This window comes from Pseudodonghicola flavimaris, from assembly GCF_030164425.1.
Lineage (GTDB): Bacteria > Pseudomonadota > Alphaproteobacteria > Rhodobacterales > Rhodobacteraceae > Pseudodonghicola > Pseudodonghicola flavimaris.
Map to the genome: position 1 here is coordinate 1 of NZ_JASNJD010000016.1, position 22002 is coordinate 22002.

At 65.5% G+C, this 22002-nt stretch carries 22 protein-coding genes; 5 read left to right on the plus strand and 17 right to left on the minus strand.

What is annotated here, in order from left to right; genetic code table 11:
* Positions 1-321 precede the first annotated feature (321 nt).
* A complete protein-coding gene (locus QO033_RS17875; protein WP_284482327.1) occupies positions 322-1167 on the plus strand; it encodes an urea carboxylase-associated family protein in 846 nt (281 codons plus the stop codon).
* Positions 1168-1173: 6 nt separating this feature from the next.
* Here QO033_RS17875 and deoD read toward each other — a convergent pair whose 3' ends face one another.
* The 3 genes from deoD to QO033_RS17890 all read right to left on the minus strand — a co-directional run bounded on the left by deoD (position 1174) and on the right by QO033_RS17890 (position 4409).
* Positions 1174-1881 (minus strand): purine-nucleoside phosphorylase, encoded by a 708-nt coding sequence (gene deoD, locus QO033_RS17880; protein ID WP_284482328.1) that lies wholly within the window; start codon positions 1879-1881, stop codon positions 1174-1176.
* 15 nt (positions 1882-1896) lie between these two features.
* The gene (locus QO033_RS17885) at positions 1897-2220 is read right to left on the minus strand and encodes an H-NS histone family protein (protein ID WP_284482329.1); all 324 of its coding nucleotides are present in this window, start codon (positions 2218-2220) and stop codon (positions 1897-1899) included.
* 110 nt (positions 2221-2330) lie between these two features.
* Positions 2331-4409 carry a methylmalonyl-CoA mutase family protein gene (locus tag QO033_RS17890; RefSeq protein WP_407682131.1) on the minus strand — a complete coding sequence of 693 codons (2079 nt, stop codon included), beginning with the start codon at positions 4407-4409 and terminating at the stop codon, positions 2331-2333.
* A gap of 260 nt (positions 4410-4669) precedes the next feature.
* Between QO033_RS17890 and ccrA the strand changes: the two genes are divergently transcribed.
* From ccrA to QO033_RS17905, 3 genes are all read left to right on the plus strand, one after another.
* A complete protein-coding gene (gene ccrA / locus QO033_RS17895; RefSeq protein ID WP_284482331.1) occupies positions 4670-5959 on the plus strand; it encodes a crotonyl-CoA carboxylase/reductase in 1290 nt (429 codons plus the stop codon).
* Between the two features lie 162 nt (positions 5960-6121).
* Entirely contained in the window at positions 6122-7657 is a 1536-nt protein-coding gene (locus QO033_RS17900) for an ATP-dependent DNA helicase (protein ID WP_284482332.1), read from the plus strand.
* Positions 7654-8388, plus strand: coding sequence for an SDR family oxidoreductase (locus QO033_RS17905; protein ID WP_284482333.1), 735 nt, complete (start codon positions 7654-7656; stop codon positions 8386-8388). Before QO033_RS17900 ends, QO033_RS17905 begins: the two co-directional genes overlap by 4 nt.
* 35 nt (positions 8389-8423) lie before the next feature.
* On the opposite strand, the gene QO033_RS17910 is transcribed toward QO033_RS17905, so the two are convergent.
* The 12 genes from QO033_RS17910 to trpS all read right to left on the minus strand — a co-directional run bounded on the left by QO033_RS17910 (position 8424) and on the right by trpS (position 19288).
* Positions 8424-9194 carry a TIGR02186 family protein gene (locus QO033_RS17910; protein WP_284482334.1) on the minus strand — a complete coding sequence of 257 codons (771 nt, stop codon included), beginning with the start codon at positions 9192-9194 and terminating at the stop codon, positions 8424-8426.
* A 1-nt stretch (position 9195) separates the two neighbouring features.
* Positions 9196-10119, minus strand: a complete 924-nt coding sequence (locus tag QO033_RS17915; RefSeq protein ID WP_284482335.1) for a sulfite exporter TauE/SafE family protein — start codon at positions 10117-10119, stop codon at positions 9196-9198.
* A gap of 75 nt (positions 10120-10194) precedes the next feature.
* Positions 10195-11160 (minus strand): ABC transporter permease, encoded by a 966-nt coding sequence (locus QO033_RS17920; protein ID WP_284482336.1) that lies wholly within the window; start codon positions 11158-11160, stop codon positions 10195-10197.
* On the minus strand, positions 11160-12254 hold the full coding sequence (locus tag QO033_RS17925; RefSeq protein WP_284482337.1) for an ABC transporter permease: 1095 nt from the start codon (positions 12252-12254) through the stop codon (positions 11160-11162). Before QO033_RS17925 ends, QO033_RS17920 begins: the two co-directional genes overlap by 1 nt.
* Positions 12254-13816, minus strand: coding sequence for an ABC transporter ATP-binding protein (locus QO033_RS17930; protein WP_284482338.1), 1563 nt, complete (start codon positions 13814-13816; stop codon positions 12254-12256). The genes QO033_RS17925 and QO033_RS17930 overlap by 1 nt, the downstream gene beginning before the upstream one ends.
* A gap of 2 nt (positions 13817-13818) precedes the next feature.
* Positions 13819-14814 carry a BMP family lipoprotein gene (locus QO033_RS17935; RefSeq protein WP_284482339.1) on the minus strand — a complete coding sequence of 332 codons (996 nt, stop codon included), beginning with the start codon at positions 14812-14814 and terminating at the stop codon, positions 13819-13821.
* Positions 14815-14958: 144 nt separating this feature from the next.
* The gene (locus tag QO033_RS17940; protein ID WP_284482340.1) at positions 14959-15387 is read right to left on the minus strand and encodes a GNAT family N-acetyltransferase; all 429 of its coding nucleotides are present in this window, start codon (positions 15385-15387) and stop codon (positions 14959-14961) included.
* Positions 15384-16034: a tRNA (adenosine(37)-N6)-threonylcarbamoyltransferase complex dimerization subunit type 1 TsaB gene (gene tsaB, locus QO033_RS17945; protein WP_284482341.1), complete on the minus strand. Its 651-nt coding sequence runs from the start codon at positions 16032-16034 to the stop codon at positions 15384-15386. The genes QO033_RS17940 and tsaB overlap by 4 nt, the downstream gene beginning before the upstream one ends.
* A gap of 18 nt (positions 16035-16052) precedes the next feature.
* Positions 16053-16616 carry a NifU family protein gene (locus QO033_RS17950; RefSeq protein ID WP_284482342.1) on the minus strand — a complete coding sequence of 188 codons (564 nt, stop codon included), beginning with the start codon at positions 16614-16616 and terminating at the stop codon, positions 16053-16055.
* A 114-nt stretch (positions 16617-16730) separates the two neighbouring features.
* Positions 16731-17186, minus strand: a complete 456-nt coding sequence (locus QO033_RS17955; protein ID WP_284482343.1) for a universal stress protein — start codon at positions 17184-17186, stop codon at positions 16731-16733.
* Positions 17187-17256: 70 nt separating this feature from the next.
* Positions 17257-18120, minus strand: a complete 864-nt coding sequence (locus QO033_RS17960; protein ID WP_284482344.1) for a branched-chain amino acid aminotransferase — start codon at positions 18118-18120, stop codon at positions 17257-17259.
* A gap of 133 nt (positions 18121-18253) precedes the next feature.
* Positions 18254-19288, minus strand: coding sequence for a tryptophan--tRNA ligase (gene trpS / locus QO033_RS17965; RefSeq protein ID WP_284482345.1), 1035 nt, complete (start codon positions 19286-19288; stop codon positions 18254-18256).
* Positions 19289-19422: 134 nt separating this feature from the next.
* Between trpS and QO033_RS17970 the strand changes: the two genes are divergently transcribed.
* Positions 19423-20109 (plus strand): rhomboid family intramembrane serine protease, encoded by a 687-nt coding sequence (locus tag QO033_RS17970; protein ID WP_284482346.1) that lies wholly within the window; start codon positions 19423-19425, stop codon positions 20107-20109.
* Positions 20110-20160: 51 nt separating this feature from the next.
* Here QO033_RS17970 and QO033_RS17975 read toward each other — a convergent pair whose 3' ends face one another.
* Positions 20161-20352: a YgaP family membrane protein gene (locus tag QO033_RS17975; RefSeq protein ID WP_284482347.1), complete on the minus strand. Its 192-nt coding sequence runs from the start codon at positions 20350-20352 to the stop codon at positions 20161-20163.
* A gap of 87 nt (positions 20353-20439) precedes the next feature.
* Positions 20440-21987, minus strand: a complete 1548-nt coding sequence (gene murJ, locus QO033_RS17980; protein ID WP_284482348.1) for a murein biosynthesis integral membrane protein MurJ — start codon at positions 21985-21987, stop codon at positions 20440-20442.
* Between the last annotated feature and the right edge of the window lie 15 nt (positions 21988-22002).

Here is a 22002-nt window from a genome sequence, read left to right on the forward strand (position 1 = left end):
GGAAGCTGGTCGATGCCGGCACCTGCATGGATATGAAGCTGCCCGCGATGATGGACGGCACGCCGCGTATGGGCTCGCTCGAGCCGCTGGACCGCGACCGGCCGGCGTGAACCGGCTGCGGGGGGGGGGGGGCCCCCCCCCCCCCCCCCCCCCCCCCGCCCCCCCCGCGGGGGGGGGGGGGGGGGGGGGGGGGGGGGGGGGCCGCCCCCCCCCACCGGCCTGCGGCCGCCCCCCGGGATATTTGGGCCAGATCGAAGGCGCCGGGGCTTGCGCGGCTGGCGTCGAACGGGTCATCTGAGGGAAACCACAGGAGGTTTTGCCATGACCCAGGCCCCCGAAGATGCCGCCCTGCGCCGGGCGGTCCCACCGGTGATCTGCTATCCCAACGACAGCCTGCCGGTGCCCGATCTGGCGCTCTATGCCGGGGCGCGGGCCGGGGCCGAAAAGGTCGCGGAGGTGCTGGCGCCGCCGCGGGAAGCGGCGAGTTTCGAGGTGAAGGCGGGCCAGTTCTTTCGCATTTCCTGCGTCGGCGGCCCGCAGGTGGGGGATCTGAACCTATGGAATGCGCGGGAGCTGGGCGAGCGGTTCTATTCCGGCAAGACCCGGGCGCTGCATGGCACCCACGTGACCACGGGAGAGCGGCTGTGGAGCAGTTTTCCCGCCCTGCGGCCGATGGCGACGATCACCGATGACAGCCTGTCATGGTACGGGATCGATGCCTTCGGCGGGTCGGTGCACGATGTGATCGGCACCCGTTGTGATCCCTACACCCATAATCTGCTGTCGGGCGGGCAGTATCACCACTGCTGCCATTCCAACCTGACCCGGGCGTTGGCCGATCACACCGGCATGAGCCTGGCGGAGGCGGAGCCGCATGTGCATGACGTTCTGAATGTCTTCATGTGTACCGGATTCACCCGCGACACCGGGCAGTATTTCATGAAGGCGAGCCCGGTGCGACCGGGAGATTATCTGGAGCTTTTCGCGGAAATCGATCTGATCGGCGCGCTCAGTGCCTGTCCGGGGGGCGATTGTTCGGCGGAGCATTCCAGCGACAGTGCCGCCTGCCATCCGCTGCTGATCGAGGTTTTCGCCCCTGTTGCCGGGGCGCTGGCCGGATGGAATCAGCCGCCCGTGAATGGGTATGACCGCAGCCACGGACGGTGACGGCGCTTACTCGGCGAAGGCCGCCTCGAGCGCGATTTCGACCATGTCGGAGAAGCTGCGTTCGCGCAGGTCGTGGTGCAGCGCCTCGCCGGTCTCAAGATGGTCGGATACGGTGAGCACGGCCAACGCGCGCCGGCCGTAGCGGGCCGCCAGCGTATAGAGTTCGGCCGCCTCCATCTCCACCCCCAGGATGCCGTGGCGGACCATCTGTTCGTTCAGGTCGGGCCGTTCGTCATAGAAGGTGTCGGAAGAATAGATGCCGCCCACATGGGTGGGGACGTCGTGGGACTCTGCCGCGGCCGCCGCAGCCCGGAGCAGGGACCAGTCGGCACAGGGGGCGAAGTTCACGTCGCGAAAGATCGACGCGGAGGGGGAGCTGAGCGTGGTTGCCGTCATCGCCAGGATGACATCCCGCAGCCCGACGTGTGACTGCATCGCCCCGCAGGAGCCGATACGGATCAGCGTCTGCGCGTCATAGGTGCGGATCAGTTCGTTCACGTAGATCGAGAGCGACGGCATCCCCATGCCGCTGCCCTGAAACGTGACCCGATGGCCCTGCCAGAAGCCGGTAAAGCCGAGCATGCCGCGTACGGCGTTGACCTGCCGGACATCGCTGAGGAAATGTTCCGCCGCCCATTTGGCGCGATAGGGGTCGCCCGGCAACAGAACGGTTTCCGCGATATCACCCGGGGCGGCGTCGATGTGAATGGTCATGCCCGGCCTTATCCGTCAGATTTCCAGGTCGGCGATATCGGCGCCGCTGCTCAGCGCCTCATGCACCCAGCGCGGTTTGCGGCCGCGGCCGGACCAGGTTTCTTCGGGGTTATTGGGGTTGCGATATTTCGCCGGGGCCTTGGATTGCTTGCCGCCGGTGCGAACCTTTCCGTCAGCGGAAAGGTCGGCGAGGGAAAACCCGAATTCCGCCGCGGCCTGTTCTGCGGCTTTCAGCGCTTCTTTGCGTTCCCTGACTTCAGCGTCTTTCAGCGCTTTTTCGACATTATCCCGAAGTTCCAACAGGTCCTTTCGGGACAAGCCGTCGAGGTTGATCGCCATTTCTGTCTCCATTCCATTATTAAAGGTGCCGGTGAGTGACTCCGGCACAATGTTGGCACACTAGCGATCAATGTGACGCTAATCAGCGTCAAAATGTGAGTTAGTTGATCTTATTCAGCAGCAGCTTTCTTCGGATCGACCAGGGTCACGATATCGCTCATGATGACGTTTAGCTCAAAATCTTTAGGCGTATATATTTTTGTAACACCCATGGTTTGCAATTTGTGAGCGTCATCTTCTGGAATAATTCCCCCCACGATCACAGGAATGTGACCCAGCCCGGCCTGTTTCAGGCGCTCCATTACTTCTTCAATAAGTGGAATGTGACTCCCCGAAAGAATCGAAAGTCCGATTACATGCGGCGTTTCGTTTTGTGCTGCGGTGATAATTTCCTCGGGCGTCAGGCGAATACCCTCGTAGACGATCTCCATACCGCAATCGCGAGCGCGGAAGGCGATCTGCTCCGCGCCGTTGGAGTGGCCATCGAGCCCGGGCTTGCCGACCAGGAATTTCAGCCGCCGGCCCAGCCGGTCGCTGGCCGCATCGACCGCGGCGCGCAGATCGTCCAGCCCTTCGGTCTTGTTCGACACCGCCTGTGACACGCCGGTGGGGCCGCGATAGGTGCCGTGGACCTTGCGCATCTCTTCCGCCCATTCGCCGGTGGTGGCGCCGGCCTTGGCCGCGGCGATCGAGGCGGGCATGATATTGGCACCGCTGGCAGCGGCCTCACGCAGGGCATTCAGCGCCCGTGCGACCGCGTCGTTGTCGCGCTCCGCGCGCCAGTCCTGCAGGCGGGTGATCTGCGCCTGTTCCACCGCCGGGTCGACCACCATTATGCCGCCGTCTTCGGTCTGCAGCGGCGAGGGCTCGCCCTCGGTCCATTTGTTGACGCCGACGACGATGGTTTCATTCCGCTCGATCCGGTTCAGCCGTTCGGCATTCGAATCCACCAACCGCGATTTCATATAGTCGATCGCCGAAATGGCGCCGCCCATCGATTCGAGGTTGGCCAGTTCCGCCCGGGCGCCTTCTTTCAGCGCCTCGACCTTGGCATCGACCACCGCATTGCCGTCAAAGAGGTCGCCATATTCCAGCAGGTCGGTTTCATAGGCCAGGATCTGCTGCATCCGCATCGACCATTGCTGATCCCAGGGGCGGGGCAGGCCCAGGGCCTCGTTCCAGGCCGGCAGCTGCACGGCCCGGGCCCGGGCCTTCTTGCTCAGCGTCACGGCGAGCATTTCGATCAGGATGCGGTAGACGTTGTTTTCCGGCTGCTGTTCGGTCAGCCCGAGAGAGTTCACCTGCACCCCGTAGCGGAAGCGGCGGAACTTCGGATCGCTCACCCCGTACCGGGTTTCGCAGATTTCGTCCCACAGGTCGACGAAGGCGCGCATCTTGCACATTTCGGTGACGAAGCGGATGCCGGCGTTCACGAAGAAGGAAATCCGCCCGACCATGGCCGGGAAATCCTCGGCCGGGACGCGGGGCTGCAATTCGTCGAGAACCGCAATCGCGGTGGCCAGCGCAAAGGACAGTTCCTGTTCCGGCGTCGCCCCCGCTTCTTGCAGATGGTAGGAACAGACATTCATCGGGTTCCATTTCGGAACATTGTTATAGCAATATTCCGCGACATCCGCGATCATCTTCAACGACGGTTTCGGCGGGCAGACATAGGTGCCGCGGCTCAGGTATTCCTTGATCAGGTCGTTCTGAACGGTGCCTTGCAGCTTGGAAATATCCGCGCCCTGTTCCTCTGCCACCGCGATGTAAAGCGCCAGCAGCCAGGGGGCGGTGGCATTGATGGTCATCGAGGTATTCATCTGTTCCAGCGGGATCTGGTCGAACAGGACCCGCATGTCGCCCAGGTGGCAGACCGGAACGCCAACCTTGCCGACCTCGCCGCGCGCCAGCTTGTGGTCGCTGTCATAGCCGGTCTGGGTCGGCAGGTCGAAGGCCACCGAGAGGCCGGTCTGACCCTTGGCGAGGTTGCCACGGTAAAGCGCGTTCGAGGCTTTCGCCGTGGAATGGCCGGCATAGGTACGGATCAGCCAGGGGCGGTCTTTCTGCGTCTGCGTCATCGGGAGCCTCTTGAATCGGGGTCGCAATAATATTTCGCTTTGGCGTTCTAGATCGTAATTTTCGTCCCTTGTCAATTCGCTGCGCTGCGGCACCGCACTGGAGGGCGGCACGACGGGGCGAAGCGGCGACAGGAATCGGGGGACCGGCGCCTTGGCGGGCGCGCGGGCCCCGGCGTGTCAGGCAAGTCTACCCCGGTTCGGGCTGCGCGGAAGAGGGATTCTGCGCAGGCAAAGGGATATTCTGCATCCGCGAGGTCATAAAATTACAAAAGAAGTACTTTTGGTGTTGCATTGTTGCGCGGCAATTCTTATCCCACCGAGAGAGCCGCGATTCTGCATCGCGGCGGAGTGGTTAGATCAAGGAGGCCGTCATGGCTTTGGACACCAACGGTGGCATCGCGCCGTATGAGGCGCCCGAAAAAGACCTGTACGAAATGGGCGAAATGCCTCCGCTCGGCTATGTGCCGAAGCAGATGTATGCCTGGGCCATCCGCAAGGAGCGGCACGGCGAACCCGATACGGCCATGCAGCTGGAAGTGGTCGACACCCCGACACTGGACAGCCAGGAAGTGCTGGTTCTGGTGATGGCCGCGGGCGTCAACTACAACGGTGTCTGGGCCGCGCTCGGCACGCCTGTCAGCCCCTTCGACGGCCACAAGCAGCCCTATCACATCGCCGGCTCGGATGCGGCCGGGATCGTCTGGGCGGTTGGCGACAAGGTCAAGCGCTGGAAAGTCGGCGACGAGGTCGTGATCCACTGCAACCAGGACGATGGCGACGACGAGGAATGCAACGGCGGCGACCCGATGTTCTCTCCCAGCCAGCGGATCTGGGGCTATGAGACGCCGGACGGTTCCTTCGGCCAGTTCACCCGGGTGCAGGCGCAGCAGCTGATGCCGCGTCCCAAGCATCTGACCTGGGAGGAATCGGCCTGCTACACGCTGACCCTGGCCACCGCCTATCGCATGCTGTTCGGGCATCACCCGCACGATCTGAAACCGGGCCAGAACGTTCTGGTCTGGGGCGCGTCGGGTGGCCTGGGCTCCTATGCGATCCAGTTGATCAACACCGCCGGCGCCAATGCCATCGGGGTGATCTCGGACGAAGACAAACGCGAATTCGTCATGGAGCTGGGCGCCAAGGGCGTGATCAACCGCAAGGACTTCAAATGCTGGGGCCGTCTGCCCACCGTCAACACGCCGGAATATAACGAGTGGCTGAAAGAGGCGCGCAAGTTCGGCAAGGCGATCTGGGATATCACCGGCAAGGGTGTGAACGTCGACATGGTCTTCGAACACCCCGGTGAGGCGACTTTCCCGGTCAGTTCGCTGGTCTGCAAGAAGGGCGGCATGGTGGTGATCTGCGCCGGGACCTCCGGGTTCAACTGCACCTTCGACGTGCGGTACATGTGGATGCACCAGAAGCGTCTGCAGGGCTCGCACTTCGCCCATCTCAAGCAGGCGGCCGCCGCCAACCGGCTGATGCTGGAGCGCCGGCTGGACCCCTGCATGTCGGAGGTCTTCGATTGGGAAGACCTGCCGCAGGCGCATATGAAGATGCTGCGCAACGAACATAAGCCCGGCAACATGTCGGTGCTGGTGCAGTCGCCGAAAACCGGCCTGCGCACCTTCGAAGAGGTTCTGGAAGCCGGACGCGGCTGATTTGCCTGCGCAGCAGCGCCCGCCAGATACAGGAACCCCCGTGGCCGATCCGGTCGCGGGGGTTTTGTTTTGGCCGCGCCCGGGTGGCTGAGGCGGGGAGCATCGGGGGCTGACCGCGGCTTGGCTCTGGTGCCGGTCCCGGGGGCAAGGTAGGGTCCGGGCATGAGCAAGCCCCCCATCGCCTTTTCCGAAGACCAGGCCGCCGCTTTCGATAGCGTGGCCGAGATGCTGCGCGGATCCGGTGTCGATATGGACAACAGCCTGTTGGTGCCGCCGCGCGCCGAAGGCACCGGCGTCATGGCCGTGATCGGCAAGGCGGGATCGGGGAAAACCCTTTTGCTGTCAGAACTTTACAAGTCCCTCGAAGAGGCGGGCGTCGAGGTCGTCTCGGGCGATTACGAAGGCCGCAAGCGACGCGAACGGCGAACGCTCGCGATCCTCGCGCCGACCAACAAGGCGGCCAGCGTGCTGCGGTTCCGCGGGGTGCCGGCGACGACCATCCACCGCATTCTCTATACCCCGGTCTACGACCCGGATTACGAGCGGATCGCCGAATGGCTCGCCGGCAACGATGAACGGCCGGAGATCGAGGGGCTGACGGATCAGGCGCTGGACCGTGCCTTTGCGTTCTTCCAGACCAACAAATCGATCCCCGGGGCGCTGGCCGCCGCCGGGCTGCGCGGATCGGATTTCATCACCGGCTGGAAACGGCGGGAGGATCCGCTGGACATCGGCTTCGTCGACGAGGCCTCGATGCTCGACAACCGCCAGTTCGAGGACCTGCAGGAGATCTTTCCCAACCTGATCCTGTTCGGAGATCCGGCCCAGCTGGCGCCGGTCAACCAGTCGGGCGCCATGGTCTTCGATGCCCTGCCGGAGGAGCGCAAGCGCATCCTGCACCGGATCCACCGGCAGGAGGCCGACAACCCGATCCTCGATCTGGCGCATGCGCTGGCCGATCCGGCGCTGACCTTCGAGGACTTCGAACGGATGGTCGAAGAAACCTCGCGCCGTGACGATCGCGTCGTCTGGGGCCAGCGGGTGGAAGTCGATCTGATGGCGCGCAGCCCGGTGCTGGTCTGGCGCAATGCCACCCGGATCCGGCTGATCACCGCCTTCCGCCATGTCTACGGCGCGCCCGAAGACGATCTGCTGGAGGGCGAGCCGCTGATCTGCGACGGCATCGAACTACCGCTGAAGCATCGCAAGAAACGGCTGGACCTTGAGGCGCGCGGGCTGATCAAGGGTGCCCAGGTGATTTATCTCGGGCCGGGGCGCAAGCCGGGATTCTCGCGGCTGCATGTGATCGGTGCCGAGGATCCGCAGGTCTCTGCCGCCTCGATCATCAAGATCGAGAAGCCGGATGAGGAAGAGCCTTTCATCCCCTTCGCCGCCCGCATGGGCGCGGCGTTTCTGCATGGGGCAGCGGTGACCATCCACAAGGCGCAGGGCAGCCAGTGGGACACGGTGCAGGTCTTCGCCCCCGATCTCTATGCCGCCGCGCGCATGGGACGGGTCGAGGCAGGGCAGCCGCTGTGGAAACGGCTGGCCTATGTCGCCATCACCCGCGCGCAGGAGCGGCTGATCTGGGTGGTGCGGAACCGGTTGTCGAAACCAAGCCATCCGCTCAGGGTCGATGACCTGCGGGCGGTGCCGGCGGCGGCCCTGACACTTGAGACGGAGGAGAGCCTGCTATGAAGAGCATTCTGATCACCGGGGCCAGCTCCGGCATCGGCCGCGCCACCGCGGAGCTGTTTCTGGCCGAGGGCTGGCGCGTGGGGCTGCTGGCCCGCCGCACCGACCTGCTGGAGGAGGTCGCCGCCGACCGGCCCGGCGCCGTGGTGCTGGCGGCGGATGTGACCGATCCGGCGGCGGTGGACGGGGCCTTTGCCGAATTCATCGCTGTGGCCGGGCGGCTTGATGTGCTGTTCAACAACGCCGGCATCTTCACCCCGCCAGCGACCATCGATGAAACGCCGCTGGACGACTGGTATCGCTCGGTCAACGTCAATCTTAACGGCATGTTCCTCGCCGCCCGCGCCGCCTTTGCGGTCATGCGGCAGCAGCGCCCGCAGGGCGGGCGGATCATCAACAACGGCTCCATCGCTGCCCATGTGCCGCGGCCGGGCTCGATGCCCTATGCGGCGACCAAGCACGCGATCACCGGGATGACCAAATGCCTGTCGCTGGACGGGCGGCCGTTCGACATCGCCTGCGGCCAGATCGACATCGGCAATGCCCGCACGCCGCTGGTCGAGGATATGGCCGACAAGCTGCAGGCCGCCGATCCCGCCGCGCCGCCGCTGGAGACGATGGCGGTCGAGGATGCCGCCGCCTCGGTCCTGCATATGGCCAATCTGCCGCTGGCGGCCAATGTCCAGTTCATGACGGTCATGGCGACCAAGATGCCCTATATCGGCCGTGGCTGAGGCCGTGATCCGGCGCCCCCGGTAGGGTCGGCAGCTCAGCGGTCCCTGAGCAGGCTGAACCCGGCCGACGCTCCCCAGCCGGCGAGGATGGCGATGGCCAGCGACAGCAGGCCATAGAGCGCCGCGTGCTGGCGTGACAGCACATAGAGCCAGCGTTCCAGCCCCACCTTGCGCACGTTGATGGTGGTTTCGTATTGCGATACCACCCGGCCCTCGCGGGTCAGGAAAATCCGGGTGGAATAGGCGCCTTCGGTCAGGTCCGCAGGCATGTCGATGGCGGTGCGGAACAGGGTCTGCTGGTCCAGCGCCACCTTGCCCTCCAGCTCCTGATACAGCCCCTCTTTCTGGCGGATGCGGATCAGCGCCTGGGTGTATTGCTCGGAATCGGTCACATCGAATGGCGCGCCGACCGATCGAATGGCGCGGTCGATGCTGATGCGATGGCGCAGATCCTCGGTCTGGGTCAGCACCTCCTTCAACGGGCCGGTGGTGGCGACGGCGTAGAAGGACGGCGCCGAATCCACCGTCACCGCATGGGCATTGATCCAGATGCCGTAACGATGCGCCTTGCGCCGCACCAGCACCGGATGCGACGGGCCGGCGACGGTGATGACGATTTCCAACGGGATTTCCTGGATCGGCTTTTCCCGTTTCACGGCGCCGAAGATCAGGATTTCCGAGCCGTCGAAACTGGTGGTGATCGCCACCCGGTCGGTCGACAGGCCCAGCACCACCTCCTCCGCCCGCAGGGGCAGGGCGGCGATCAGCCAGAGCAACAGGGCGGGAAGCAAGTGGCGCAGTCTCATCTCAGCCCCCGTCGAGGCTGGTGAGGTTATAGAGTTCCGACGGTTCGATCAGCAGCTCCAGCGCCAGCTTGCCGCAGACCGCCAGCACCAGTGCGGCCAGCAGAACCCGCAGCTGCTCGGCCTTCAGCTTCAGCCCGATCTGGGTGCCGACCTGCGCCCCGATCACCCCGCCGATGATCAGGTAAAGCGCCAGCATGATGTCCACCGTCTGGTTGGTGGTGGCATGCAGCATGGTAGTGAAGGCGGTGACGAAGATGATCTGGAACAGCGAGGTGCCGACCACCACCTTGGTGGGCATGCCCAGCAGATAGATCATCGCCGGCACCATGATGAAGCCGCCGCCGACCCCCATGATCGCCGACAGCACACCGACCGCCAGCCCGACCATCAGCGGCGGGATCACCGACATGTATTGGCCCGAGGTGCGGAACCGCATCTTGAAGGGCAGCGCATGCATCAGCTTGCGCGACCGCCGCCGTTTCGGCTGTGCCGGGCCGCTGCGGCGGGCCTTGCGCAGGGCGTTCAGGCTCTCGATGAACATCAGCCCGCCGATGATGCCGAGAAAGATCACATAGCAGAGCCGTACCAGCAGATCGACCTGGCCGAGGCTCTTGAGATAGTTGAAGACGAAGACGCCCAGGCCGGCGCCGATCAGGCCGCCGACCAGCAGCACGCTGCCCATGGTCAAATCGACGGTGCGGCGCCTGAGATGCGCCAGAACGGCGGAGAAGGAGGAGGCGACGATCTGGTTGGCTCCGGTCGCCACCGCCACCGAGGGTGGTACACCAATGAAGAACAGGAGCGGGGTGATCAGGAACCCGCCGCCAACGCCGAACATCCCCGAAAGGATCCCCACGATCCCGCCCAGCCCCAGAAGAAGAAAGGCGTTTACAGAGACTTCGGCGACCGGAAGGTAGGTTTGCATGGGTTCAGTTAGGCTCCCCGCTCGGATGGCGTCAATTCACATTACCATGGTCCCGGCGCCGAAAGGGAATTTCTCTCAGCGCTCCTTCACATAGGGTTCGCCGCCGGCGCGCGGCGGGATCGCCTTGCCGACGAAGCCGGCCAGGATCACCACGGTCAGGATATAGGGCAGGGCATCCATCACCTGCACCGGAATCACCAACCCGCCGATATCAAGATTCTGATACCGCAATGCGACAGCCTGCAGGAAGCCGAACAGGAGACAGGCCCACATCGCGTGCCAGGGCCGCCATTTGGCGAAGATCAGCGCCGCCAGCGCGATGAAGCCGCGCCCGGCGGTCATGTCCTTGACGAAGCCCGCCTGCAGCGCGGTGGCGAGATAGGCGCCGGCGATGCCACAGAGGAGCCCGCAGATCGCCACCGCGGCAAAGCGCAGCCCGACGACAGAGACGCCGGCGGTATCGACAGCGGCGGGGTTTTCGCCCACCGCGCGCAGCCGCAGGCCGAAACGGGTGCGGTTGAGCACCCACCAGCTGGCGGGCACTGCCAGAAAGGCCAGATAGACCAGGATCGAATGACCGGAGAGAAGCTCGGCATAGATCGGGCCGATCACCGGCACCGGCGCAAGTGTCTCGGCTAGCGGCAGGCTGAGCGGGGTGAAACGGCCACCGCCCATCAGCGACGGGGTGCGGCCCCCCTGCTGGAACCAGTCCTGGGCGATCAGCACGGTCAGCCCGGCGGCGAGGAAGTTGATCGCCACGCCGGAGATCAGCTGATTGCCGCGGAAGGTGATCGCCGCCACCCCGTGCAGCCCGGCCAGAACCATTGATGCGGCGATCCCGGCCAGAAGCCCCAGCCAGACCGATCCGGTGACCGCCGCCACTGCGGCGGAGAAGAAGGCCGCCATCAGCATCTTGCCTTCCAGCCCGATGTCATAGACGCCGGCCCGTTCGGAAAACAGCCCGGCCAGACAGGCCAGCAACAGCGGGGTGGAGAGGCGGATGGTGCTGTCGAAGATCTGGATCAGCGTCAGAAAATCCATCACGCGCGTCCTTTCCTGAGGCTCAGGAACAGTTTCTCGAGCGGCATCCGCACCATGTTGTCGAGCGCGCCGGTGAACAGGATCACCAGCGCCTGGATCACCACGATCAGCTCGCGCGGGATCGAGGTCCAGAGCGCCAGTTCCGCCCCGCCCTGATAGAGAAAGCCGAAGAGGATGGCGGAAAGGAAGACGCCGAAGGGATGGCTGCGGCCCATCAGCGCCACCGCGATGCCGATGAAACCCGCGCCCTCGGTGGCGTTCAGCACCAGCCGCTCGGCTTCGCCCATCACGTTGTTGATGGCCATGCACCCGGCCAGACCGCCAGAGATCAGCATCGCGATCATGGTGATCCGCACCGGAGAGATCCCGGCATAGAGCGCGCCGGTCTCGGAATGGCCATAGGCGCGGATCTCATACCCCAGCCGGGTGCGCCAGATCAGCAGCCAGACCAGGACACAGGCGGCCACCGCCACCAGCAGGCTGACATTGGCGGGCGCGGCCTTGGAAAAACTGATGCCGATCGGGGCCAGCAGCTCGTGCAGGGTGGGCAGATGCACGGTTTCGGAGAATCGCGCCGTTGCCGGGTCCATCGACCCCTGCGGCCGCATCACGTTGACCAGAACGTAATTCAGCACCGCCGAGGCGATGAAGTTGAACATGATGGTGGTGATCACGATATGGCTGCCGCGCTTGGCCTGCAGCCAGGCCGGGATCGCCGCCCAGGCCGCACCGAACAGCGCCGCCAGCACCGCCGCACCGCCGAGCGCCAGGGTCCAGTGCGGCCAGGGCACATAGAGACAGGCGATCGCCACGCCCAAGCCGCCCAGCATCGCCTGACCCTCGCCGCCGATGTTAAAGAGCCGCGCATGGAAGGCCACCGCCACCGCCAGGCCGGTGAACATGAAATTGGTCGCGTAATAGAGCGTATAGCCCCAGCCATAGGTCGACCCCAGAGCGCCGGAGACCATCATCTTGACCGCAGCGACGGGATCCTCGCCGATGCCGAGGATCACCAGCGCCGACAGGATGGCGGCGAGGATCAGGCTGATCAGCGGGATCAGGACCACATCGGCCCATTTGGGCATTCTGTCCATCAGGCGGCCTCCCCCGACACGCCGGCCATCAGCAGGCCCAGCTCGCGTTCGTCGGTTTCGCCGGGCAGGCGTTCGCCCATGATGCGGCCGTCGAACATCACCGCGATCCGATCCGACAGCGACAGGATCTCGTCCAGCTCGACACTGACCAGAAGGATCGCGGCGCCCTGATCGCGCAGGGCGACGATCTGCTTGTGGATGAATTCGATGGCGCCGATATCGACGCCGCGGGTCGGCTGGCCGACCAGCAGGAGGTTGGGATTGCGCTCGATCTCACGTGCGACGACGATCTTCTGCTGATTGCCGCCGGAGAAATTCTTCGCCGCCAGCGACGGGTCGGGTGGACGAACATCGAATTTCTGCATCTTCGCTTGAGTGTCGCGCAGCAGGGCGGCGTTGTTCATCAGCGGGCCGCTCTGATAGGCGGGATCGCGGTGATAGCCGAAGGCGACGTTTTCCCAGGCGTGAAATTCCATGATCAGCCCTTCGCGCTGACGGTCTTCCGGCACATGGGCGATGCCGGCGGCGCGCCGCGCCCGCCCGTCTGAGCCGGGCCCCTCCAGCGCCAAAGGCGTTCCGTTCAGCCGGATTTGGCCGTGGCCTGGGCGCATGCCGCCAAGCACCTCCAGCAATTCGGACTGGCCGTTGCCAGCGACCCCGGCGATGCCGAGGATTTCACCCCCCCGCACTGTCAGGTCGATGCCCTTGACCCGTTCCACCCCCTTGGGATCGCGGACCCGGAGGTTATCGACCTCCAGCACGGTCTGGCCGGGGCGGGCCGGAACCTTGTCGACGCGCAGCAGAACCTTGCGGCCGACCATCAGCTCTGCCAGCTCCTCGGGGCTGGTGTCCGCAGTCTTTACTGTCGCCGTCATCTCGCCGCGCCGCATGACGCTTACGGTATCGGTGATCTCCATGATCTCGCGCAGCTTGTGGGTGATCAGCAGGATCGTCTTGCCCTCCGCCCGCAGGCGGTCGAGGATGCGGAACAGCTGATCGGCCTCCGCCGGGGTCAGTACGCCGGTCGGTTCGTCCAGGATCAGGATATCCGCCTGTCGGTAGAGCGCCTTGAGGATCTCCACCCGCTGCTGCATGCCGACGCCGATCTGGTCGATGCGCGATTCCGGATCGACGTTCAGTTCGTATTCCACCGCCAGTTCCGACAGCACCTTGCGTGCCTTTGACAGCGAGGGGCGCAGCAGGCCGCCGTCCTCGGCTCCGAGGATGATATTCTCCAGCACGGTGAAATTCTCCACCAGCTTGAAGTGCTGAAACACCATGCCGATACCGGCAGCGATGGCCGCCTGGCTGTCGGGGATCTCGGTCTTGCGGCCGTTGATGAAAATCTCTCCCTCATCGGCTTTGTAAAAGCCGTAGAGAATGCTCATCAGCGTGGATTTGCCGGCGCCGTTTTCGCCGATGATGCCGTGGATCGTACCCGGCATCACCCGGATCGAGATGTCCTTGTTGGCCTGTACGGGACCGAAGGCCTTGGAGATCCCGCGCAGTTCGATGGCCGGAGCGGCAGGTGCCTGCCGCCCCCCCGCCTGGTCGTCCGTCATGCTCAGAAGCTCAGCACCGGGCAGCTGTCGTCGGCCATATAGTCATGCACCTTCAGCTCGCCGCTGGCGATCTTGGCGGCGGCGGCATCGACGGCGGCCTTCATCTCGTCCGAGACCAGCGGCGCGTTGTAGTCGTCCAGCGCATAGCCGACGCCGCCATTGGCCACGCCCATCACCTGGAACCCGGTTTCCATTTCGGGGCCGTCCTTGAAGGCATCGTAGACCGCATTGTCGACCCGCTTGAGCATCGAGGTCAGAACCTTGCCCGGGTGCAGGTAGTTCTGGTTGCTGTCGACGCCGATCGACAGGATGTTTTCGTCGGCGGCGGTCTGCAGCACGCCCACGCCGGTTCCGCCGGCGGCAGCATAGACCACATCGGCGCCCTGGCTGATCTGTGCCTTGGTCAGTTCGGAGCCTTTCACCGGGTCGTTCCAGGCGGCCGGCGTGGTGCCGGTCATATTGGCGATGACCTTGGCCTCGGGTTTCACCGCCAGCACGCCCTCGGCATAGCCGCAGGCGAATTTGCGGATCAGCGGGATATCCATGCCGCCGACGAAGCCGACGGTATCGGTTTTCGAGGCCATCGCCGCCAGCATGCCGACCAGATAAGAGCCCTCGTTTTCATTGAAGACGACCGACCGCACGTTGGGCGCGTCCACCACCATGTCGATGATGACGAATTTGGTATCGGGGTAATCGGCGGCAACCTGTCCCAGCGCATCGGCGAAGGCAAAGCCCGCCATCACGATCGGGTTGGAACCGGCCTCGGCAAAGCGGCGCAGCGCCTGTTCGCGCTGGGCTTCGGACTGCAGCTCGATTTCGCGGAAGCTCTCGCCGGTTTCCTTGGCCCAGCGTTCGGCGCCGCCAAAAGCGGCTTCGTTAAAGGATTTGTCGAATTTGCCGCCCAGATCGTAGATCATCGCCGGCTCTGCCGCAGCGGCACCGGCCATCAACGCGGATGCGGCGGCGGCGCCCAGAAGGGATTTCATAAAGGTCATCGAGTAGCTCCCGGTGCGAATTTGCTTTTGGGGCGAACAGGCGAAAGCCGCCGGCCCGGTCCGGCGCGTTGGTGCCCGGACTGAGCCGATTAAGGCCGGAGGCTCAGCAGGGGGTCAACAGGTTTTTGACCGGCTGGTACAGGTTTAGCGATCCGTCGAGGGGCGCAGGCTCAGCGCCATCAAAATGGCGTCACTTGCCGTTACGGAAGGGCGTGGATAATAGCCGCGCCGCAGGCCGACGGCCTCATACCCCGTCTGAAGGTAGAGCGCGCGGGCCGGGGCGTTGTCGGCGGCGACCTCCAGAAAGGCGCGGGTGGCGCCGCGACCGGCGGCCTCTGCCTGCCACAGCGGCATCAGCGCCCGGGCCAGCCCCAGGCGCTGATGATCGGGGTGGGTGGCGATGGTCAGAAGTTCGGCTTCATCGGCAATCACCCGCACCAGCGCAAAGCAGCGGGCATCGCCACAGGCAAAGCTGCCGGACATCGACAGGAGGTCGGCGAATTCCTCGGCGCGCCACGGGCGCGATTGGGTGAAGGCGGCGGCATGGGTGGCCGCCATGTCCGCAGGGGTCATTCGTCCAGCAGCACCGGCGGCAGATCGCGCGAGGGCGCGGCGTCGGCGGGCCGGACATAGAGCGGGCGGGGCAGGGGCGCATCCAGCCCCAGCCGGCTGCGCGCGGTACGGGCGATCCCCTCGGCAATCGGGCAGGCGGTGGCAAGCGAGGGGCCGGCGGTCAGTGCGGCGAGCACCTCTGCCTCCGCCCCGACGACGGGCAGGCCGCTGTCGTGCAGATCGCCGGGCATGTCCTCGGGCATCAGCGGTCCCAGCGGCGTGGCCCCGGGCGCCTGCAGATAGACCGCCCCACGTGGCGCGGCGACGGCAGCGAGGGCAGGCCGATCCAGCCCGGCGCGCAGCGCATCGAAGCTGGTCACGCCGATGGCCGGCACCTTCAGCCCCAGCGCCAGCCCACGGGCGGCGGCCACGGCAATGCGGATACCGGTGAAATTGCCCGGACCTTCGCCCACCGCGATGGCCGCGAGATCGCCCCAGGTCCTGCCGGCCCCGGCCAGCAGCTCTTCGAGCAGCGGCATCAGCCGTTCCGCCTGACCCCGGCCCATCTCCTCCGTGCGGGAGGCCAGCAGGGTGTCGCCGGAAACGAGAGCGGCCGCGCAATGCGCGGCCGATGTGTCGAAGGCCAGAATCAGCGGGCTGTCGGTCATCGTCTGTTCGGGGACCGGTCAGGCCGAAACCGGTCGCACCTCGACCACTTCGGGGATGTAGTGGCGCAGCAGGTTCTCGATCCCCATCTTCAGCGTCAGGGTCGAGGAGGGGCAGCCGGCGCAGGCGCCCTGCATGTGCAGATAGACAACGCCGCGATCGAAGCCGTAGAAGGTAATGTCGCCACCGTCCTGGGCCACCGCCGGCCGCACGCGGCTGTCGAGCAGCTCCTTGATCTGGCCGACGATCTCTTCGTCCTCACCAGCGAAATCGGCATGGCCGGAGGCCATCTTCTCTTCGCCTTCCATGACCGGGGCGCCGGACTGGTAATGCTCCATGATGGCGCCGAGGATGGCGGGCTTGATGTGATCCCATTCGACCCCGTCGGCCTTGGTAACGGTGACGAAATCATTGCCGAAGAACACGCCGGTCACCCCGTTGACGGCAAAGACGCGCGATGCCAGCGGCGATTTCGCTGCCGCCTCTGCCGAGGGGAAATCGGCGGTGCCGGCCTCAAGCACGGTCTGTCCGGGCAGGAACTTCAGCGTTGCCGGGTTCGGGGTCGATTCGGTCTGAATGAACATCTGGTTTGCACCTTTCCTCGGTTGCAGAATATATGCGCCCGGGCGCGCGGCGCGTCAAGGTTTGGAACGATTCTAAACCGGGATTTGCCGGGGCGCTGCGGCCACCTGCGGTTATCAGGTGATGGCTTCCAGCTTTTCCTTGCTCAGATCGCCGGGCACGATGGTGATCGGGATCGGCAGGCTGCCGGAGCTCTTGGTCATCTGGGTGACCAGCGGGCCGGGGCCCTTGCGGCCGGTTCCGGCCCCCAGCACCAGCACGCCGATGCTCGGGTCCTCCTGCACCTGTTCGATGATCTCCTCGACCGGGCGGCCTTCGCGGATGACCAGTTCCGGATCGACATTCTGCTTGTCGCGCATCCATTTGGCGAAGACCTCGAAATGCGCATGAATCCGTTCACGCGCCTCTTCGCGCATGACTTCGCCCACCCCGATCCAGTGGTTGAATTCCTCCGGCGGGATCACCGACAGGATGGTCACGCCCGCCCCGGTGTGGGCGGCGCGCATCGCGGCAAAACGCATGGCATTGAGGCATTCGCGGCTGTCGTCCAGAACGACGAGAAACTTGCGCATTGGGGCCGTCTCCTTGGCGCGGATCATGCCCCAAGGCGCAAGCTCAGGCAAGCGGCTGTTGCCGGACCGCTCAGCGGGTCGAGGCCGCCCAGTCCCAGTACAGCTCACGGGCGCGGCGGGTGACCGGGCCCATCTGATACTGGGTGTCGTCGAAGGCGGTCACCGGGGTGACCTTGGACATGTTGCCGGACAGGAAGACCTCGTCGGCGGCGTGGAAGTCGTCGAAGCTCAGCACCGCCTCATGCACGATGAAGCCGTCGGCGCGCAGGTTCTTGATGTGGCGGGCGCGGGTGATGCCGGACAGGAAGGTGCCGTTGGCGATCGGGGTGAAGACCTCGCCATCGCGGACCATGAAGACATTGGCGGTGGCGCTTTCGGCGACATTGCCCATCGCGTCGGCCACCAGCGCGTTGGAGAAGCCCTTGGACTTGGCTTCTGCCAGCATGCGGGCGTTGTTGGGATAGAGGCATCCCGCCTTGGCGTTGCAGACGGCGTTTTCCAGCACCGGGCGGCGGAACCGGGTGCGGGTCAGCGTGGCGCCGGCATCGGCGGGGGCCATCGGGATTTCCTCCAGACAGATGGCAAAGCCGGTGGTGTCGGGGCTGGGGCCGATGGCGCTGGCATCGCCGTCGATGCCCCAGTACATCGGCCGGATATAGACGGCGGCATCGTCGGAATAGGCCTTGAGCCCCTCTTTCACGATCTCGACCATCTCGGCGTCGCCGATCGTGGGGGTCAGCATCAGCGCCTTGGCAGAGCGGTTGATGCGGGCGCAATGCAGGTCCAGATCGGGGCTCAGCCCGTCGAAGAAGCGGGCGCCGTCGAAGACGGTGGACCCGAGCCAGGCGCCGTGATCGGCGGCCTGCATGATCGGAACATCGCCATCATGCCAGCTGCCGTTGAAATAGGTGCGGATATTGGTGCCGGTCGCCATATGCGTTCTCCCTCGGATCGGGCCCTACAATCGGACGGACCCTAGGCAGAAGGGGCGACAAGGTCCAGCCCCCGGGATGTCGCGGCTGTCGCGGGGCTGAGGGGCGGCCCGCCGGGGCAGGCCGCCGATGGGATCAGAGTTCGACCGGGCCGACCATGCCGACGATCTCGTAGGTTTTCTTCAGGATGGGCGCGGTGATCTCGCGGGCGCGTTCGGCGCCACGGGTCAGGATGCGGTCGATCTCGTCCTGATTGTCCATCAGCCGCGACATCTCGGAGGAGATCGGGGCCAGATGTGCCACCGCCAGTTCGGCCAGCGCCGGCTTGAATTCCGAGAACGCCCGACCGCCGAAATCGCCCAGCACCTGATCGACGGTCTGGCCGTTCAGCGCGGCGAAGATATTGACCAGGTTGCGCGCCTCGGGGCGTTCGGCCAGGCCGGCGGCCTCGGACGGCAGCGGCTCGGGGTCGGTCTTCGCCTTGCGGATCTTCTTGGCGATGGCGTCGGCATCGTCGGTCATGTTGATCCGGCTGGCATCCGAGGGATCGGATTTCGACATCTTCTTGGACCCGTCGCGCAGGCTCATCACCCGGGTGGCGGCGCCCTCGATCACCGGTTCGGTGATCGGGAAGAAATCGACGCCGTAATCGTGGTTGAACTTGGTGGCGATGTCGCGGGTCAGTTCCAGATGCTGTTTCTGATCCTCGCCCACCGGCACATGAGTGGCGTGATAGATCAGGATGTCGGCGGCCATCAGCGACGGGTAGGCGAACAGCCCGAGCGAGGCGGCCTCGGCGTTCTTGCCGGCGGTCTTGTCCTTCCACTGGGTCATCCGGCCCATCCAGCCCATGCGGGCGACGCAGTTGAACACCCAGGCCAGCTGCGCGTGTTCGGGCACCTGGGACTGGTTGATCAGGATGGATTTCTCCGGGTCGATGCCGCTGGCGATGAACCCGGCGCAGAGCTCGCGGGTCGAGCGGCGCAGATCGGCGGGGTCCTGCCAGACGGTGATCGCATGCAGGTCGACCATGCAGTAGACGGTCTCGTACCCGCCTGCCTCCTGCATGTCGACAAAGCGTTTCAGCGCGCCGAGGTAATTGCCAAGGTGCAGGTTGCCCGAAGGCTGGATCCCGGAAAACACGCGGGGCGTGAAACTGGTCTCGGTCATCTGAGACAACTCCCGTCTGGAAAAAAGGCCCAGTGTCGCTTACCCATGCGCCCAGGTGGCGTCAACAGGCGCCATGGTGCCGGCGCAAAGCCGGCATGGCGTAGAGGCAGAACAGGCAAGCCAAGGAGCAATCGATGCAGCCGAACGAAAAACACCCCGCGGTCAACCCGCTGCCGCCGGTGGTGGTGGCGCTGTTTCTGGTCATCATGGGGATCGAGATGACGTTCTGGCTGGGCACGCGCGGCCTGATCGGCGGTCCCGCCGCTGTCGGCTGGCGGCTGGAGGCGATCCAGCGCTACGCGTTCTCGGGCGAGATCCTGCGCTGGATGTGGGAAAGCGGCAACTGGCCGGTCCAGCATCTGCTGCGCTTCGTGGCCTATGCCTTCGTGCATGTGACCTTTACCCAGGCGCTGTTCGTCGGCGTCTTCGTGCTGGCGATGGGCAAGATGGTGGCAGAGATCTTCGGCAGCCTGGCAATGCTGCTCGTCTTCGTGGTCTCGGCCGCCGGCGGCGCGCTGATCTACGGGCTGGTGCTGAACGATCCGCTGCCGCTGATCGGCGGCTTTCCGGCGGTCTACGGGCTGATCGGCGCTTTCACCTATATCCTGTGGCGCCGGCTCGAGGCGGTGGGCGCCAATCAGGCGCGGGCATTTTCGCTGATCGCGATGCTGCTGGGGGTACAGTTGCTGTTCGGGCTGATTTTCGGTGGCAACCCCGACTGGATCGCCGATCTGGGCGGCTTCGCCACCGGATTTGCCCTGTCCTTCTTCGTGGCGCCGGGCGGCTGGGCGCGGGTGCGCAACAGGATCCGCCACGACTGACGCCGCTGCCAGAAGGGGGGCGGCCCGCGGTCCGGGCCGGCCCCGGCAGGCTTATTTCTTCATCGGGCAGGTGTTCAGGCCGATGATCGAATAGAGCGGGCAATAGCCCACTAGCCCGGTGATCAGCGGGATCAGGCCGACCAGCCCCCACATGGATTTCGGGCCGATGAAAATCAGCGACAGCAGGATCAGCCCGACGATGATGCGAAGGGTGCGGTCCAGGGTGCCTTCATTGCGCGGCATCACGTTCTCCTTTCTGAGACTCAGCCATATGCCCCGAGGATAGACCGGTTTTGTCGCCGCGTCTTGCGATTGGATGCCGCGGCGGGATCAGCCCCGCCGCCGGCGCAGGGCACGCCCGAATTCCGACAGCCTGACACCACCGATCGCCCCGGCGACGCCGAAATAGACGACGATGCCCAGCCCGATCAGCCCGGCCAGCGCCAGATAGCGCAGCCCGCCGGTCTGCAACGCGTCGGCCAGGGCCCAGGCCGCGGCGCGCAGCACCGCGCCCATGATCAGGGCGGCGAGGCAGATGCGCCAGATGCGGCTGCGGAAGCGGTCGTCGAACCGGGCGACATCGCCGAACCGGCGGCCGCCGCGCGCCAGCAGAAACACCATGGCCCAGCCCGCCGCCGTGGTGGCGATCGCCGGGGCGATCCAGCCCAGCACCGGCGCCAGGCCGATGGCGGCCACCGCATTCAGCATCATCGCCACCAGCGCATAGTGGAACGGCGTCCGGGTGTCCTCGCGGGCGAAGAACAGCGGTTGCAGGATCTTCTGCAGCACGAAGGCGGGCAGCCCCAGCCCGTAGATCGCCACCGCCTGGGCGATGGCTGCGCTGTCGGCGGCGGTCATCTCGCCGCGCTGAAACAGCACCGAGACCAGCGGCAGCGGGATCGCCACCAGCGCCACCGCCGAGGGCACGGTCAGCGCCAGCGACACTTCTCCGGCGCGGGAAAACGCGTGGCGGGCGCCGTCGTGATCGCTGGCCGACAGCCGGCGCGACAGATCCGGCAGCAGCACCACTCCGATGGCGATACCGACCACGCCCAGCGGCAGCTGATACAGCCGGTCGGCGGCATAGAGCCAGGCGACGGCCCGATCGAAGTAGCTGGCGACCTGCTGCCCCACCAGCAGATTGACCTGGACCACGCCACCGGCGAGCGCGGCGGGCACCGCGATCTTGACCAGCCGGGCCAGTTCCGGCGTCCAGCGCGGCCGTTTAAGCCTGAGCGCGAAGCCGGCGCGGGCGGCGGCGATCCAGACCAGCGCCAGCTGCGCCACGCCGGAGACCGGGATCATCCAGATCAGCGCGCGGGCGACATCGCCGCCCACCGTGTTGGCGACCAGCATGCCGCCGACCAGGAACACGTTCAGCACCACCGGCGCGGCGGCGGCGGCGGCGAACCGGCCGGTCGCGTTCAGGATGCCGGAGAACAGCGCCGCCAGCGAGATGAACAGGATATAGGGAAAGGCGATGCGGCCGAATTCCACCGACAGGGCGAATTGCTCCTGCCCGCTGAAACCGCTCGCGGTGGCGAAGATCAGCCAGGGCATCGCCACCTGGGCAATCAGCGTCAGGACGATCAGGATGCTGGCCAGCCCGCTCAGCGCGTCCTCGGCAAAGGCGCGGGGGTCTTCCTCGCGTTCGAACTTCTTCGAGAACATCGGCACGAAGGCCATGTTGAAGGCGCCTTCGGCGAAGAAGCGGCGGAACATGTTGGGCAGCCGGAAGGCGACCACATAGGCCTCATAGAGCGGGCCGGGGCCGACCAGCGCCAGGATCATCGCATCACGGACGAAGCCCAGCACCCGGCTGGCCAGGGTCCAGACGCCGACGGTGAAGAAGCCGGCCATCAGGCGGATCGGTTTCATGGGGTCCTCTTGGCG